At 61.4% G+C, this 15,284-nt stretch carries 14 protein-coding genes; 3 read left to right on the top strand and 11 right to left on the bottom strand.

Annotation, left to right across the window (positions count from 1 at the left end):
* Window position 1: 1 nt before the first annotated feature.
* A complete protein-coding gene (aroQ, locus tag ACOY6C_RS01165; protein ID WP_420903644.1) occupies window positions 2–475 on the bottom strand; it encodes a type II 3-dehydroquinate dehydratase in 474 nt (157 codons plus the stop codon).
* Entirely contained in the window at window positions 472–1,374 is a 903-nt protein-coding gene (locus tag ACOY6C_RS01160; RefSeq protein ID WP_420903643.1) for a hypothetical protein, read from the bottom strand. Before ACOY6C_RS01160 ends, aroQ begins: the two co-directional genes overlap by 4 nt.
* Window positions 1,375–1,614: 240 nt before the next feature.
* Between ACOY6C_RS01160 and thiS the strand changes: the two genes are divergently transcribed.
* The 3 genes from thiS (at window position 1,615) to ACOY6C_RS01145 (ending at window position 3,777) form a co-directional block, all read left to right on the top strand.
* The gene (gene thiS / locus ACOY6C_RS01155) at window positions 1,615–2,670 is read left to right on the top strand and encodes a sulfur carrier protein ThiS (protein WP_420903642.1); all 1,056 of its coding nucleotides are present in this window, start codon (window positions 1,615–1,617) and stop codon (window positions 2,668–2,670) included.
* A 20-nt stretch (window positions 2,671–2,690) separates the two neighbouring features.
* Window positions 2,691–3,254, top strand: coding sequence for a hypothetical protein (locus ACOY6C_RS01150; protein WP_420903641.1), 564 nt, complete (start codon window positions 2,691–2,693; stop codon window positions 3,252–3,254).
* A gap of 259 nt (window positions 3,255–3,513) precedes the next feature.
* Window positions 3,514–3,777: a hypothetical protein gene (locus ACOY6C_RS01145; protein WP_420903640.1), complete on the top strand. Its 264-nt coding sequence runs from the start codon at window positions 3,514–3,516 to the stop codon at window positions 3,775–3,777.
* A 434-nt stretch (window positions 3,778–4,211) separates the two neighbouring features.
* Here the strand turns inward: ACOY6C_RS01145 and ACOY6C_RS01140 are convergent, their stop codons facing one another.
* The 9 genes from ACOY6C_RS01140 to ACOY6C_RS01100 form a co-directional block, all read right to left on the bottom strand.
* Window positions 4,212–5,273, bottom strand: a complete 1,062-nt coding sequence (locus tag ACOY6C_RS01140; RefSeq protein WP_420903639.1) for a FemAB family XrtA/PEP-CTERM system-associated protein — start codon at window positions 5,271–5,273, stop codon at window positions 4,212–4,214.
* Window positions 5,270–6,229, bottom strand: coding sequence for an XrtA system polysaccharide deacetylase (locus ACOY6C_RS01135; RefSeq protein WP_420903638.1), 960 nt, complete (start codon window positions 6,227–6,229; stop codon window positions 5,270–5,272). Before ACOY6C_RS01135 ends, ACOY6C_RS01140 begins: the two co-directional genes overlap by 4 nt.
* Window positions 6,226–7,155 (bottom strand): XrtA-associated tyrosine autokinase, encoded by a 930-nt coding sequence (locus ACOY6C_RS01130; protein ID WP_420903637.1) that lies wholly within the window; start codon window positions 7,153–7,155, stop codon window positions 6,226–6,228. The genes ACOY6C_RS01135 and ACOY6C_RS01130 overlap by 4 nt, the downstream gene beginning before the upstream one ends.
* Window positions 7,156–7,204: 49 nt before the next feature.
* Window positions 7,205–8,776, bottom strand: a complete 1,572-nt coding sequence (locus ACOY6C_RS01125; RefSeq protein ID WP_420903636.1) for an XrtA system polysaccharide chain length determinant — start codon at window positions 8,774–8,776, stop codon at window positions 7,205–7,207.
* Between the two features lie 146 nt (window positions 8,777–8,922).
* Window positions 8,923–10,350 (bottom strand): TIGR03013 family XrtA/PEP-CTERM system glycosyltransferase, encoded by a 1,428-nt coding sequence (locus ACOY6C_RS01120; protein ID WP_420903635.1) that lies wholly within the window; start codon window positions 10,348–10,350, stop codon window positions 8,923–8,925.
* A 281-nt stretch (window positions 10,351–10,631) separates the two neighbouring features.
* Complete coding sequence (locus ACOY6C_RS01115) at window positions 10,632–12,053, bottom strand: MBOAT family O-acyltransferase (protein WP_420903634.1); 1,422 nt, start codon at window positions 12,051–12,053, stop codon at window positions 10,632–10,634.
* On the bottom strand, window positions 12,050–13,180 hold the full coding sequence (locus ACOY6C_RS01110; RefSeq protein ID WP_420903633.1) for a hypothetical protein: 1,131 nt from the start codon (window positions 13,178–13,180) through the stop codon (window positions 12,050–12,052). The genes ACOY6C_RS01115 and ACOY6C_RS01110 overlap by 4 nt, the downstream gene beginning before the upstream one ends.
* Before the next feature lie 52 nt (window positions 13,181–13,232).
* A complete protein-coding gene (locus ACOY6C_RS01105; RefSeq protein WP_420903632.1) occupies window positions 13,233–13,484 on the bottom strand; it encodes a hypothetical protein in 252 nt (83 codons plus the stop codon).
* On the bottom strand, window positions 13,481–15,277 hold the full coding sequence (locus tag ACOY6C_RS01100) for an HAD-IIIC family phosphatase (RefSeq protein WP_420903631.1): 1,797 nt from the start codon (window positions 15,275–15,277) through the stop codon (window positions 13,481–13,483). The genes ACOY6C_RS01105 and ACOY6C_RS01100 overlap by 4 nt, the downstream gene beginning before the upstream one ends.
* Window positions 15,278–15,284: the final 7 nt, after the last annotated feature.

The raw sequence follows: 15,284 nt of genomic DNA, 5'->3' as shown, positions 1-15,284 counted from the left end.
ACTAAGGGTTTTCATGCGCCGCGCACGCGGCAAGGCGTCCAGCCCCGGCCTCCAGGGCAAACAGATAACCATCCGCCCCCAATCCCGCGATCACCCCCTCGGCGATGTCGCTCACGTAGGAGTGATGCCGGAAGGGTTCCCGGCGGTGGATGTTGCTCAGATGCACCTCAATCACCGGGATGTTCACGGCAAGCAGGGCATCGCGAATCGCCACCGAGGTGTGGGTATACGCCGCCGGATTGATGATGATCCAATCGACGACGTTCAGCGCGGCCTGAATGCGCTCCACCAGTTCGCCCTCGTGGTTGGACTGGAAAAAATCGATTTCGACTCCCAAAGTCGCGGCTTTTCCGCGACAGGCGCGTTCGATGTCGGCCAGGGTCAGGGAACCGTAGATTCCCGGCTCCCGCGACCCCAGCATGTTCAGATTGGGACCGTTGAGCACCAGGAAGCGCTTTTTCATCAGGGTATTCATGCTGCCAGCCGTGCCTGCCACGCCTCCAGACACGAGGCGATCCGTTCCACCCGCGGATCCCGGATGGGCGCGACATCCGCACGCTCCTCCGACGACGCCCGCACCATCCCCTCCCCTTCGGGAGCCTCGGAACGCCCGACGGCACAGCCGCCGCGCACCCCTTGCAACCACCCCTCCAGACGCAGCACCGCCCCGTTTTCTCTCAACGGTTCGTCCGTTTCCTTGGGCAGAGGTTCCGTTTCTTTCGCCGCCTCTTCCGGTTCTTCCCCCACCGCTGCGATGGCCGGCTCTTCGGGTTCCACCGGCTCTTCCGCCTGGGCCGCTTCCGGTTCCACCGGCTCAACGACCGGCTCTTCCGCCTGGGCCGCTTCCGGTTCGTTCGCCTCGATCGCTTCCGGTTCGTTCGCCTCGATCGCTTCCGGTTCGTTCGCCTCGATCGCTTCCGGTTCGTTCGCCTCGATCGCTTCCGGTTCGTTCGCCTCGATCGCTTCCGGTTCGTTCGCCTGGGCTGCTTCCGGTTCCACCGGCTCAACGACCGGCTCTTCCGCCTGGGCCGCTTCCGGTTCCACCGGCTCAACGACCGGCTCTTCCGCCTGGGCCGCAGATGGAGCCGGGCTGGCCAAACGCTCCGCGCGGATCCCGTCCAACACCCCGATGGTCCGCTGGTAGGCGGCCAGGGGGGCGGCACCAAACTCCCGCAACGCCGAGGCGAGCACCTGATCCCAGCGCTCGGGTTGCAGCGCGATCAGACGCGCCAGCAGCAGACCCCGCGCCGCGATCTCGGGTTCGGCGCCGATCCAGGCCTCCACCAGCGCCTCGGCCTCCTCCAGGCGCCGTTCGCGCAGCAGACGCGGCAAACGAGCCAGGTTCCGATCCCACGTCTCCAGACTCCCGCTCATTCAGCCTCCTTGAGGTGACCGGTCAGCATCCTTGAGGTGACCCGGGAAAATGAGTCCTTGCGCGCGGCGAAGGTTGCGGACAATATTTCGATGGATAAAATCCCATTGGGAGTTTATCGAAAATCAACACCAAAGGGCAACCCATTGCATGCGCGAGAACCCCCTTTTGGGACGTTTTAGTGTAAAGAGATCCCAACCCAACAGCAATCGGCGCGGTGAAGCGAACGGGAGAGGCGGACGATGCGGATATCACTGAACGGGGATGCCACCGAACTGCCGGAGGGAATCAACGTCGCGGAGCTGCTGCGGCACCTTGGTTTCGACGCGCGGCGCGTGGCGGTAGAGCGCAATCTGAACGTGGTGCCCAGGGATCGGTTCACGGATACCACCGTGGAGCCCGAGGATCGCATCGAAATCGTCCATTTCATCGGAGGCGGCATGGAACCAGATTCTGACTTGATGGGAGAATCCCCTTCTCTCCCCCCGACCCCGCCCCTCCCTGACGGGAGCGTCGCGGTCATGCAACCCGACCCGCTGGTGATCGCCGGACGCCGCTTCACGAGTCGTCTGCTGGTGGGCACCGGCAAATACAAGGATTTCGAGGAGACCGCCCAGGCCGTGGCCGCCTCGGGAGCGGAAATCGTCACGGTGGCGGTGCGCCGGGTGAACGTGAGCGATCCCAATGCGCCGATGTTGACCGATCATCTAGATCCCAAAAAATATCTCTACCTTCCCAACACCGCCGGCTGCTACACCGCCGACGATGCCGTGCGCACCCTGCGGCTGGCCCGCGAGGCCGGCGGGTGGAATCTGGTGAAGCTGGAGGTGCTTTCGGACCCCAAATACCTGTGGCCCAACAATCCGGAGACCCTGATCGCCGCCGAGCGGCTGATCGCCGAAGGATTCGAGGTGATGGTCTACACCACGGACGATCCCTATCTGTGCAAGCGGTTCGAAGAGATGGGATGCGTGGCGGTGATGCCTCTGGCCGCGCCGATCGGATCGGGACTGGGGGTGCGCAACCCTTACACGATCAAGATCATCATCGAGGAGGCCAAGGTGCCGATCCTGGTGGATGCCGGAGTGGGCTGCGCCTCGGACGCGGCCTTTGCCATGGAGCTGGGCTGCGACGGGGTGCTGATGAACACCGCCATCGCCGGCGCCAAGGATCCGATCCGCATGGCCGTGGCCATGAGAAAGGCGGTCGAGGCCGGGCGCGCCTCGTATCTGGCCGGACGGATCCCGCGCAAGCTCTATGCGTCGGCCTCCAGCCCGCTTGACGGGCTGTTTTTCTAGCGCCAAGGACACGACATCCCATGGACGAATCGGTCGAACATCCCGACCCGGAGGAACCACCGGTCTGGGACTGCCGCTGGCCCGATCCGGTGGCCCTCAAGGTGAGCGCCACCCGCATCTTGAGACAGATGCCGGAAAAAAGTCCGGAGATCAACCGCAATCTGGTCATCACCGTGGAGATGGAGCTGAACGACGATTTCACCGGTGAGTTCCGCGCCCTGCTGGTGACCCCCTGGGCCGTGGAGCGGATCTACTGGCACTCCCCGACCGCCGGCACCGAACCGCCGGTCAAGCACGCCATGCGACTGGAATCGGACGAATCGGGACGGGTGGCCGCCGGACAGGGGGTGCTCCTGGAGACGGAGGTGGAGCGGCTGGTGCCGGTGGTGATCGCCTGGGAGCCGGAAACCGGCCACTATTTCGTCGAGACGCTGCTGCACCACACCCAGGGTTTCGACACCGCCCAATCGGCGCTGGATACCGCTCTGGGACGCACCCAGGCCCGCACCGGGCCACAATCGGTTACAGCGGTGATGAACCGGACCGTGAGTCGGCGCGGGTTATTGAAATTCTGGGGCGGATGAATCTCGATAATTGGCATGGCGTTTGCTGAGATCCTGAATATCGTCAAGGAAATGTCCCTCCGGAATCATGACAAGCAATTGTTTGATTCATATGGAAAAAATTGGCTTATGCAAATGATGTGCCGTTTGCAAAAGCAAAAAAAACCTCGGGAAATCTAATTTTTTATGGGACTTTTCCCCATTTTCACGGTATGATGGGCAAAATGTGGTTCAAACACTTATTTTCGCTTTAAATCAGTCAGCAAAAGGAGACTTAGTCATGAAGGGTTACAAAATCTTCCCCGTTCTGTTGCTCGCTGGTGTCCTCGGCAGCACCCTGCCCGGCTGCGCCACCCAACCCGATGCCGCCGACATGCAGGCCGCCGAAGCCGCCCGCAATGCCCGCCTCGAGGCCGAACGGGCTGACGCCGCCCGCATGAAGGCCGAGCGCGATGCCGAAGCCGCCCGTCAAGAGGCCGAAGCCGCCCGTCAAGAGGCCGAGCGGGTCAAGAAGACCTTCCGCAAGAGCCTGAACAAGAAGTAATCGCCTCTGGCGATCGTCTGACCAATCAGCCGTTGACGGTCCCATCCGTCCGGTCCCTTCGCGGCACCTTGCGTTCCCAAGCCCATGAACGCATCCCGCGATACCGATACGGCACTCCGCCATGGTTTGCTACCGTGCGTCTCGACCGCGGTAGCAAACCATGGCGGAAGCTCTACCGCCTATCATACCCACTTCCCCACGCCGCACTTTCGGACGTGATGGTATCGTCGTGTTCCGACTCCATACCCGTGGTTGAGCAGGGTTGCGTGCATCATTCCGCCCCCTCCCGAATCCCCCGCATCGACGCTTTCGGGCCACTCACCCCAAGACGTGACGGTATCGTTGTGCGCCGACTCCATCACCCGTGGTTGAGCAGGGTTGCGTGCATCATTCCGCCCCCTCCCGAATCCCCCGCATCGACGCTTTCGGGCCACTCACCCCAAATGGCGCGACAACCATGGTCCGACCCGCTCCGCGACCGGAAGCGGCAGACGTTTCCACAGGCGGATGAACAACCGGTACTTCGGATTCATGGGATTGATATCCGGCAACTTTCCGGCGCGCACCAGACGGTAGCGATACTGGAGCGGCTCCGGGGTGAAGCCGTAGAACTTCTTGAAATCAAACGACCCCGAACCGATCTTGCTCCGACCGAAATCGAATGTCTCCGCACCGCGCGCCGCCGCGCGGGTCATCAACTCCCAATACATGAAGGCCATGGCCCCGCTGGCACGCGCCTCGGGCAGGCCGCCGCCGTAGTAGGGCAACACCTGGTCGCGAAAATAGAAGCTCACCACCTCGGCCACGCTTTTGCCGTGTTGTTCGATGCGCAAGCCCTGGCAATCGGCTCCGAAGGTCTCCTTCAACTGAAAAAACAGCGCGCGCGGAAAGACCGGCGTACCCAGGTTGCGCACGCTTTCGGCGTAGATATCGAAACAGCGCGTGTGGATGGTGTCATCCTCCACGGCGACGAGATGGTGGGCGATGCCCTTGCGCACCTCCGCGCGTTGTTTGCGCGGGATGGCGGCCAGATTGGTCTCGGGATTGGGCGAGATCGGCTTGCGGAAGCCGTAATAAAGCGACTTGGCGTCCCAGTCGGGCCGTCTGGGGGTGGTGTTGCGGCACTCCAGCCAATCGACGCCCAGTTCCAGGGCGTGTTGTTCGGCGTGGGATTCCAGGGCCAGGCGACTCTCTTCGTCCAGAGCCGCGACGCCGCCTTGAACGCAAAACGGGGTGGAGACGAGGGCATTGCCAAACAGCAGGCTTTTGACATGAACCAGAGGCAGAACGCCGCGGATTTCACCATTGGCGCGCGCCAGGAGGTAGTGGGTCGGATGGTTGAAGACGGTTTCGATCACCTGTTTCCAACCGAAGCGGTGGAAAAAGGTGGCTTCCGGACAGGTTGCAACGAAGCGGTCCCATTCCGATGCGTCGGCGGGACTGGCGGGTTGGACGCGCAACGGTTGGGAAGGCGGGGTCAGGCCGGACAGATTCATGGTTCACATGTCGGGTTGGTTGGGCTTGAACGATCGTGAGGGCGCTCCCCATCTCCGACTCCGCCAACCACACCCGCCCCCACCTGCCCAATCACCCCCGCAAACGCCCGATCCATCCGATCCCACCGAAAATCCCCCATCAACGCCTCGATCCGCCGTTCCATCCGCTCCAGATTCAGATAGTGCCGAAAACGACTCTTCCACCGCAACCCCGCCACCCGCGGCTGACCGGGATCCAACTCCCATGGGTGAAAATAGAAAACCCCGGCCCGCCCCTCGCCAACATTCAACCGTCGCCAGGCCCAACGGGTCACGACATACGGATACAACCGGAAAAAGCCCCCGCCTCCACACGGCCAACGCCGCCCAGCCCACTCCAGACAGGCCACCGGGATCTCCACCAGACCACGCCCCACCACCCCGCTCGGCCAAAACGGCTCACGCGGCGCCTCTGGCCAACCGTAAAGGTCGTGCCGAATCGGATAGACACTGGAACTGTAACGGTAACCGGCCTCGGCGAGCTTGTCGAAGGCCCAGGTATTCCGTTTGCCGATGGAATAGGTCGAAGCGCGATAGCCAACGACCGGCACGCCGGAGATCTGCTCGAGAATCTCTCGCGACTGGCGGACATCGGCCAGAAAAACCTCGGGATCCTGCCGGGTGGCGCGCACATGCTCCATGCCGTGGCTGGCCAACTCATGACCACCCGACACGATGGCACGGATCAAATCCGGATGACGTCGCGCCACCCAACCCAACACGAAAAACGTGGCCCGCACCCCATGCCGGTCACACAGCGCCAGAATGCGCCGCGTGTTCCCCTCGACGCGCGCGGGGAGGCACTCCCAATGGCCGCGCGCCACGCACCCCTCGAAGGCCGCGACCTGAAACGACTCCTCCACATCCACGGTCAGCCCATTGAGGGGCGCATCCCCACTCTGGACCGGACCTCTCAATCCTGCCCCCGCCGGAACAAACGCGAAAAGAATCCCGGTTTCCTGGGCGGCGATTCGGACTCCGAACTGCCGTATCCACCCCCATAGCCGCCGCCATACCCCCCACCATAGCCGCCGCCATACCCCCCACCGTAGCTGCCGTAACCGCCATAACCGCCATAACCGCCGTAGCCGCCATAACCGCCGTAGCCGCCGTAACCGTAATAGCCACCCACCGCGCCACGCTTGCGGAATTTATTCAGGACCAGACCCACGATATCCGGATTGTCCAACTGCTCCAGGGCATCCTTCACCGCCAGTTGGGGAGTCCGTTCCGCCTCCACCACCATGATGATCTGACCCATGTTGCGCGCCAACTCCCGAGCCTCGGTGGTGACCAGAAGCGGCGGCGAATCGAACACCACGATGCGATCCGGACTGTCGGCGAGCTGCTTGATCAGAATGCGCATGTTCTCGCTGGCCAACAGCTCCGTGGCGTGATGGTGGCGACGCCCCGAGGGCAACAGGGTCAATTTCGGCACGTTGGTCTTGATGAGCACCTCGGAGTAGTTCTCCACCTTGCCCAACAGACAGTCGATCAACCCCACCTTGGCCTTGAATCCCAGAATCCGCGCCACGGATGGCTTGGCCACATCCCCGTCCACCAACAGGACGTTCAAATCCATCTCGGCGGCCAGGCTGATGGCCAGATTGATGGCGGTGAAGGTCTTGCCCTCCTTGGGAAAGGCACTGGTCACCATGATCATGCGACCATTGGCAACCTTTTCGGACTCCTTGCCCACCGCGTTGAGCAGCAGGGGACGCTTGATGACCCGGTACTCCTCGGCCATGATGCTCCGACCGGTGTCCGGCGTCAGAACCCCCTTGGCGCGCAGACGCTCGAAGTCCAGGACCACTTTCTTGTGAATGTTCTGATAGTCCATCATGTGGATTGGGCCTCGGACCCACCGGCAATAAATCGCGAACCGACCAGAATCAAAAGATGGGAACGAAATAGAGCACGCACGCGTACAGGACGAACAGACCGATCAGCGTCATGCCATACACCGCATTGGAACGGGCCCAACGGCTGCCCACCCCTTCATCCACCATCGACACCATGCCCAACACCGGCAGACCCAGAACGCGCTTCATCGAGGCCGGGCTGTCAAAAACCGGACGGATCACCGACAAGAACAGCGACAACGCCAGACCGGCCAGAATACCACCCACCAGAACCACCGTGGAGAAGAGCGGTCGATTCGGTCCCACCGGCTTGCGCGGCACCTGCGGACGATCGATCACCTTGAAGCGCACGAAACGGCTCAGATCCTCCTCCAGTTCACCGCGTTCCCGAGCCTTGGTCTCCTGCTGCAACATCGCCGCCATCTCTTCCTGGATCATCGACAGGCGGGTCTGCAAACGATTGTATTCGTTCTCGATGGCAGGCAGCGTGGTCTCCTGGGTCCGCAACCGTTTCAGATGGGCCTCGGTCTCCGTCAGCCGGACACGGGCGCTGGTCAGCTCCACCTCGAGCTTGCTCGCGGTCAATTTGAGATTGCGATAGACCGGATTGGCCTCCAACTCCCAGGAGGTGCCATCATCCGCGCTGGCGCGCAGACGGTTGATCTTCTCCTGGCGCTGCTGATCCTGCTGGGCGATCGCCTTGCGCAGGGCGATCACTTCGGCATGATTTTCGGTGTACAAGGGCAATTTTCGTCCACCCTTGACATAATGCTTGCTCATCAACTCCTGCAATTGCTTGTTGAGCGCCTCGATCTTGCGATCCTGCTCCTCGGTCGGCGATCCCGTGGAGTTCTCGATTTCCAGCATCTGACGACGCACCTCGTCGCGACTCTGCTCGAGTTCGTGCAACTTGGCCTGATGGGCTTCGATGGCGCGGTTGAGCCGTGTCACGCGCACGTAATATCCCCCATCCTTCTCGGGGATCAGATCGAGATTCCGGTTCTTGAACTCCTGCAACTTCTGGGTCGCTTCGGCCACCTTGGCCTCGTATTCGGCGATCCGTTTTTTCAGATACTCCTCGGCGGTGCGCGCCGAGCCACCCCCTTCGATGGGCAGGGTATCCATCGGAAGACGGTCGAGCACCACATCCACCACCTGACGGGTGATCTTGGGATCGTTGTGACGGTGGGTGATGCGGTAGAGACCGTCGCCGGTGGAGGTGACACTGATCTGCACGCGGAGCTGGTTCATGACCTCCTGGCGTTCCTGATCGTTTTTGACCAGAAACGACAGATCGGTTTCGCGCACGACGTGCGAAAGGGTCTGCTGGCTCAGAAGGTTGTTAAGCACCCGATGGGCCTCGCGGGTGACATCGATCACCTGCTTGGTCTTGGAAAGAAAGTCGGCGATCTCCTGACGGGGATCCTCGATCTTGACCGTAGCGCTGGACACGTATTGATCCTGCATCACCGCCACGGAGACCCAGCCGGACAGACAGACGAACCATGCCAGACCGACCATATGCCAGCGATGCCGCCACATGCCCCGGGCATAGAAGATCATCTGGAAATAGATATCGCGGAATCCGAAATCCTGCTGCATGCGACTTCAATCCATGCCTTGACGAACTTACATGATGGGAGGAGGCAATCGCTCATCCCCGTTGCCGTGACAGCCCCCCCGGAGGTTCAACGGCAACCGCCCGCCCGTCGGGAATGTAACGGGTGATGCAAGAACCAATCCGTTCGCTAATTCCGAGATTTTGGACCCGTGGCGCCCTGGCCGAACAGCACCACCTCCACGGTATGGATCAGCACCAGCAGATCCAGAAACAGTCCGCGGTTCTTGACATAATAGAGATCGTACTTCAATTTCTCCGCCGCGTCTTCCTCCGACGCGCCGTAGCCATAACGAATTTGCGCCCACCCGGTGATGCCCGGCTTGACACGCAGCCGTTCGGTATAAAAGGGAATCTTGATCTTGAGCTCCGTCACGAATTCGGGACGTTCCGGACGCGGACCGACCAGACTCATCTCACCGCGCAGCACGTTGAAGAACTGCGGCAACTCATCGATGCGGCTCTTGCGGATGAACCGACCCACGCGGGTGACGCGCGCATCGTCTTGCGCCGCCCAGCGCGCCACGCCGTCCTGCTCCGCGTCGGTGCGCATGCTGCGGAATTTCAACACCGGGATGATCCGGCCATCGATCCCGACCCGACTCTGGGTGTAGAAGATCGGTCCCCGACCGCCCCCTTCGATCCAGATCGCCAACGCGGCCAGAAGCATCACCGGAGACAGAATCAACAACAACAGCAGACTGATCGAGGTGTCGAACAGTTTCTTGACCGCTTCGCTCCAGGGTTCCCGGTACAATCCCACGGAGTGGAACAACCACCAGCCGGGATCCATGACCTCGGTGAGGATGATGTGCCGTTCCCGTTCGCAGAACTCCTGGATGTCCATGATGCGGATGCCGCGATACTTGCACGCCTGGATTTCGTCCAGATAGAGGGTGGAGAGGGGCTCCTCGAGGGCGATCACCACCTCGTCCACGTCGTGATCCTGGGCGTACTCGGGCAGATCGCGGATATCCCAGATGATCCGGGCGTCGTCCACGCGCATCGTCTCGCCGGACACCGGCCAGTATCCCAGCAGTTGGCAATCGGACTGTCCGACCCCCTGGTCGATCACGGCACGGGTCACCAAACGGGCCGGCTCGCCCATCCCGAAAACGATCACGCGCCGTTTCAGAAGATCGGTGTCGATCACGAAACGAAAGAAAACATACCGGACCGCCACGATCATCCAGAAACTGAAGACCAGGGCATAACCAAACGCGCCACGCCCGATGAACAGACCCGGAAACACATAAAACAGCATGCTCATGGCCACCAGACCGACCACGAAGCTGATGCCGACCTGCAACAACTCCCCGGAGAACCCCTCGTTCATCAGCCGTTGATAACGTCCCATGGCCGCCAGGCTGGTGACGATCACAAAGGCAAAAAAGAGCGCCTTGGGGAGCAGCAGTTGGGTATGGATCTCATCGGGATGATCCATACCATAAAAACGGACCGCCACGCCGACATAGACCGCCAGCGAGGCCAACGCCAACTCCATGCCGATCAGCATCAACGACCAACGGTGGAGATAGTGACGAAAAATACGAATCACGAAACGGTTCCATTACCAAGGGTGGTTCATGCCAATCCCTGCACCGGTTACGTTAAGCCATTTCCCGCCCGATTTCAACCACCAAATCCGGCGATCGTCCCCCCCGCATCCTCGCGACGAATCGCATCCAACCCGTCATCCCGGAGTCGTGATGACCCTGCGGGGATCCTGAATGGTTACCGTGGCACTCCCGAAGGGAGCTCCATGGCAAGGGGGGTGAGGGGATTCGCCACCCATCATGCACGTTACCGGAACTCTTCACATGCCAGACCGGATGCGGTTCAGAACTGAAAATAGATGAACGCCTCGGAATCCCCGCGCACCACCAGAATCGCATAGAACATCAACGCCGACACCAGAAGATGCAGGGCGGTTCGGATCCGCGACTCCGGTGCGCGGAACAGATGATCTTTCACATGCACATACGCGGTGTTGATCCACAACGGCAGCGACCATAGCAGCGTCTGTCCGAACAGGAACCAGGCCGCCCGATCCTGCAAGGCGGTGGTGGTCGCAAAGGGAGAGAGGCTCAGATGGCGCACAATGTACGCGATTTCACCCTCTCGAAACAATAAAAAGCCGACATGAATGAAAAAGAACATCAACACCACCTGAAACGGCCTGATCCAGGGACTCTCCCGAATGCCAATCGGCGTCACCGCCTTGCACCGGTCATACACGATCACCAGCATGCCGTGGTACAGACCGAACACAATGAAATTCCATCCCGCGCCATGCCAGAGTCCGATCAGAAAAAAAGTGATCAGCAACCCCTTCTCCACACCGTATCGCACCCCGCGCGCCCGGAAATGGAAAAAGAGCGGCAAGAAAATGTAATCCTGGATGTAGGAGGAGAGTGAAATGTGCCACCGTTTCCAGAACTCCGCCGGGGAGGCGGCGATGAAGGGATGGTTGAAGTTGGGGGAGAGTTTAAAGCCGATCAGGCGCGCCGAGCCGTGCGCCATGTCGGTATAGGCGGAAAAGTCGGCGTAGACCTGCACGCCGAAGGCCAACACGCCGATCCAGGCCAGGGCAAAGGTGGTCTCCTCCAGGGCGAAGAGTTTGTTGACGATGTAGGCGACGTTATCGGCGATCACCAGCTTCTTGAAGAATCCCCACACCAGCAGGAACAGGGCGTCACGGACATCCGTGGCCGAGATGGAACGAGCCTTCTCGATTTGCGGCAGAAAGGTGATCGCCCGTTCGATCGGTCCGGCGACCAGTTGCGGGAAAAAGACCACGAACAGGGCGAATTCGAAGAAGTTCTCCCGTGCCTTGAGCCTGCCGGCATAGACATCGATGATGTAGCTCATCGACTGAAAGGTGTAGAACGAAATCCCGACCGGCAGGAAAATATCCAGCGTGTTGGTGAAACTCGGCAGACCGAGCAGTCGCAACAATTCGGCAACGTTCTCGACAAAAAAGCCGAAATATTTGAAATAGCCAAGAAAGGTCAGATTGCTGACCATGCTGAACCAAAGCACGAACCGTTTTTTCTCCGGAAAGCGCGCCATGGTCAGACCACAGAGGTAATCCACCACCGTGGAGGCGAAGATGAGATACAAAAACCAGGGATGCACATAACCGTAGAAAAAATAGCTCACCCCCAACAAAAACAGATTCTGCGCGCGTCGTCCCAACTGCCAGTAGACCGCCAGCACGAAAAGCATGAAGAGCAGAAAATCGAGGCTGTGGAAGATCATCGAAACACCTCCGCGAGCCGCTCGACGAAGCGTTCCGTGTAAAAACGCCTGAACTCGGGCTTGATATGCCCACCATCCAGATACATCTCAAACCTGAAAGCCCGCTCGTCGTTGAAATCGTGCAGCTCCACCCCTTCCCTGGTCAGATGTTCCCGCAGGTCAGCCATATAGGCACGCAAGGGTCCGCTCTCCCCATGTCGGGTCTCGTCCATGGCCGGTCGCGACTCGATGCGGACCAACACGACACGCGAGGCCACCTCCTTGCCCAGCCGGATCAACTCCGGCAAAAAGGAGTGCTCCAGTCGCGCGGAAAAGAGCAACCGTTCCTCCTCGCCTCCCGACACCCCGCTTTTCCCCTTGAGCACCCGCTGATTCGCCGTCGAAAAGATCCCCTCGGCCAATTGCCGCTTGAAATGTTCCCGCTGGGCGACCATGGCCGCGGCCTCGCTCGAGGTGACCGGTTCCGATCCAAACAATCGTTTGTGCAGATAGGCCCGGTACTCCGGAGAGGCGGCGAAAAAACCGATCCCGTCGATCAGCCAGAGTCCGGATTGGCGCCAGGTCTCCTGAATCGGATAGAGTCCCAGCAACCCCTCGCGCAGACGCCCGATCCATCCCTTGTGATGGCCCATCACCCGATCGAACAGCGCCTCGTCCCCGACCCGATTTCGGGCGATCTTCTCCTGGCCGGTCACGGAACCGGTCTCGTCGATCGGATCGGTCAACTCGGTGTCGCGAAAATGGATGAACAGCGCCTTGGGCCGGACGCCGGAGGGGAGCAGCGAATTTTTCACCCACAGATACCAAAGAGCGCTCATGCTTCCCAGCTCGCCGAGCAGGTAGGCGCGGGTACCGGGTCGCAGGGCGCCGATCCACTCCGGATCGATGCGCGACAGCAGCGTCGAGGAGCCGACGAAGACGTATTCGGGTTGCAGGGCCTGGAGCTGCCGGAGATGATGATCGTCGAAGCGGATGGGGTCGCGCTGGGTACGGATCAGGGCGGGCGGGACGAGGATCACCGCCAGGATGAGCGCCACGGAGAGCCAGCCACCCCAGCGGTCGCGGACGCCTGGGCGCGTCTGCCGCGCTTCCGGGCTGCGTGCCTTGAGCCAGGAGAACATGATCAAGAAGACCTCGAAGAGTCGATCAACGGGTGAACGACGAAGAACTTCCGCCGACTCACCGGATCAGGGCGGCCAGTTTGGTGCGAATCAGGGGAACGGTCTTGAGATCCACCGCCTCGAGAAGCTCGAAGCGAATTCCGAACTCCGCCTCCAGACCCAGAATGATGTTGATGTGTTGCAGGGAGTCCCAGAACGACTCCCCATGCGGCTCCTGCCGTTCGGCCAGACGCGCCACCTCTTCGACGCTCTTGCCCAACACCCCGGAGAGCACCTTGAACATGCGCGCATCGTGTGGAGCGTGACTCATGCCATACCTCGTTCGATGTAATCGGGCCAGGAGAGGGTGACCGTGGTCAGGTCGCACGCCCAGCGGCTTGACGACCCGTTCCGGCTCATCTCGGTGAAGCCATGTTCAGGCAAGAATCGCGCCACGGGTTGATTCTTGGCCGTGGGGATGAAATCGGCCTCCATGCGGGTCGCGCCCCGTTGCCGGGACCACGCGAACAGATGGGTCAGGAGGGCCCGTTCCACGGTTCGTCCGATCACCCGACAGCTCATCAGCAGGGTATCGAGTTCGACCATCTCCCCGGCATGGCGGACGATGGCCACCCCCACCAGGCCGTTGTCGCCGAATTTGTCGGCAACGCGCATGGCGAACACCCCGCACGCCGGATCGGCGAGGAAGCCGCGCAGGGTCTGCGCGTCGTGGCGCCGGGTGGAGAGATTGAACTGATTGGTTTTGTGAATCAGATCCAGCACCCGGGCAAAGGTCATCTCCTCTGCGGGTTGGATGGTCACGCGCATGGCCAGGCCGTGATAAAAGGCCTCGAGGGAGTCTGTTCCGGCGCGCAACTGGTCACGGCGGGCCTGATCGCGATACATCTCGCCGCGCTTGAGATCCTCGCCGGTCAGGGAGAGCTTGTCGAACACCCCCAGGCGTCGCAACCGTTCGGAATAAAGCATGGGATCGGTGGGCAACTCCGGGGTGAGCACCTCCGGGCGCGCGGCACGCATCCAGAGTCGCTCCTGGGGGGAGTCGTCCCAGAAGACCAGGGAATCGACGCCGATGTTCAGCTCCCGGGCGATCTCGAGAATATTCTCCGGCTTGGGTCGCCAGTCGATGCGCATGGCGGCGAACAGTTCCGGACGCAGCACCATCTCCGGGTGATCGCGCAGCACGGCGAAGGCGTCGTCGAAGTTGTTTTTGCTGGCGATGGCCAGCAGCACTCCGCGTCGATGCAGCGCCAGCACGCTCTCCTGGAACTCCCGGAACACCAGGCCCAAACCGGTATGACCCAGGGCGATGCCGGCCATGCCATCCTCGCCGATCACCCCGCCCCACAGGGTGTTGTCCAGGTCCAGGACCAGACATTTGCGCACCCGACCCCACAGCGCATGGAAGAAGATCGCCTGTTCCCGTGCCAACTCCGGCATCAGACGGGCCGACAGGGGGGCTCGCGCCATGTACCACCATTTATCGTCCTGGCTGTTGGCATGTCCGACGCGGGCGCACACGCGGTCGTGATCCAGATAATGGACACCGGGGATGGCGCGGACCTCCCGGCTCAGCGCGGCGTTGAGACGGCGGATGGCTTCGGTTTGGGAGTTCTCCACCGACCCTTCCAGGATGCCCAGGAGCGGATGGGCCGGGAGGGCAAAACCGTGGACGATCACCACGGTGGCGGTCTGCTCGCGGAACCGTCGCAGCGCCGTCACCAACTCCTCGACCTGCCCGGCGATGAGTCGATCCACCTCCTGGGGGGAGAGGGCGAGAAACCGGGTCGCCAGGGGCGGACAGGCGGCATGCAGGGTGCGCATGATCAGCGCCACGTCGTACCCTCCCCGGACCGTGGCGCTCGCGGGATCGATCAACTCCTGGATCACGTTGTCGAACGGAGCCACCCAGCAGCGCGCCTCGAAGCCGAATCGTGCCGCCTCCACGGTCAGGGTGGGCAGATACGGATTGACCACGAACGAGGAGAGCAGCGCGATCGTCAGGGGGCGTCCACCCCATCCGCCCCCCTCGGCGAGGCGGTTGGCGGCCTGCTGATAGGCGTTGATCGAGCCGTCCTGGTCCAGTTCCGTGAAGATCTCGTGCATCCGTTTC

Source organism: Candidatus Magnetaquiglobus chichijimensis (assembly GCF_045865675.1).
Classification (GTDB): domain Bacteria; phylum Pseudomonadota; class Magnetococcia; order Magnetococcales; family Magnetaquicoccaceae; genus Magnetaquiglobus; species Magnetaquiglobus chichijimensis.
This window is presented reverse-complemented; position numbering and strand designations above follow the sequence as displayed.

Coding starts and splice junctions, on each gene's coding strand:
- aroQ (WP_420903644.1), bottom strand. CDS start 475: ATGAATACCCTGATGAAAAAGCGCTTCCTGGTGCTCAACGGTCCCAAT.
- ACOY6C_RS01160 (WP_420903643.1), bottom strand. CDS start 1,374: ATGAGCGGGAGTCTGGAGACGTGGGATCGGAACCTGGCTCGTTTGCCG.
- thiS (WP_420903642.1), top strand. CDS start 1,615: ATGCGGATATCACTGAACGGGGATGCCACCGAACTGCCGGAGGGAATC.
- ACOY6C_RS01150 (WP_420903641.1), top strand. CDS start 2,691: ATGGACGAATCGGTCGAACATCCCGACCCGGAGGAACCACCGGTCTGG.
- ACOY6C_RS01145 (WP_420903640.1), top strand. CDS start 3,514: ATGAAGGGTTACAAAATCTTCCCCGTTCTGTTGCTCGCTGGTGTCCTC.
- ACOY6C_RS01140 (WP_420903639.1), bottom strand. CDS start 5,273: ATGAATCTGTCCGGCCTGACCCCGCCTTCCCAACCGTTGCGCGTCCAA.
- ACOY6C_RS01130 (WP_420903637.1), bottom strand. CDS start 7,155: ATGATGGACTATCAGAACATTCACAAGAAAGTGGTCCTGGACTTCGAG.
- ACOY6C_RS01125 (WP_420903636.1), bottom strand. CDS start 8,776: ATGCAGCAGGATTTCGGATTCCGCGATATCTATTTCCAGATGATCTTC.
- ACOY6C_RS01115 (WP_420903634.1), bottom strand. CDS start 12,053: ATGATCTTCCACAGCCTCGATTTTCTGCTCTTCATGCTTTTCGTGCTG.
- ACOY6C_RS01105 (WP_420903632.1), bottom strand. CDS start 13,484: ATGAGTCACGCTCCACACGATGCGCGCATGTTCAAGGTGCTCTCCGGG.
- ACOY6C_RS01100 (WP_420903631.1), bottom strand. CDS start 15,277: ATGCACGAGATCTTCACGGAACTGGACCAGGACGGCTCGATCAACGCC.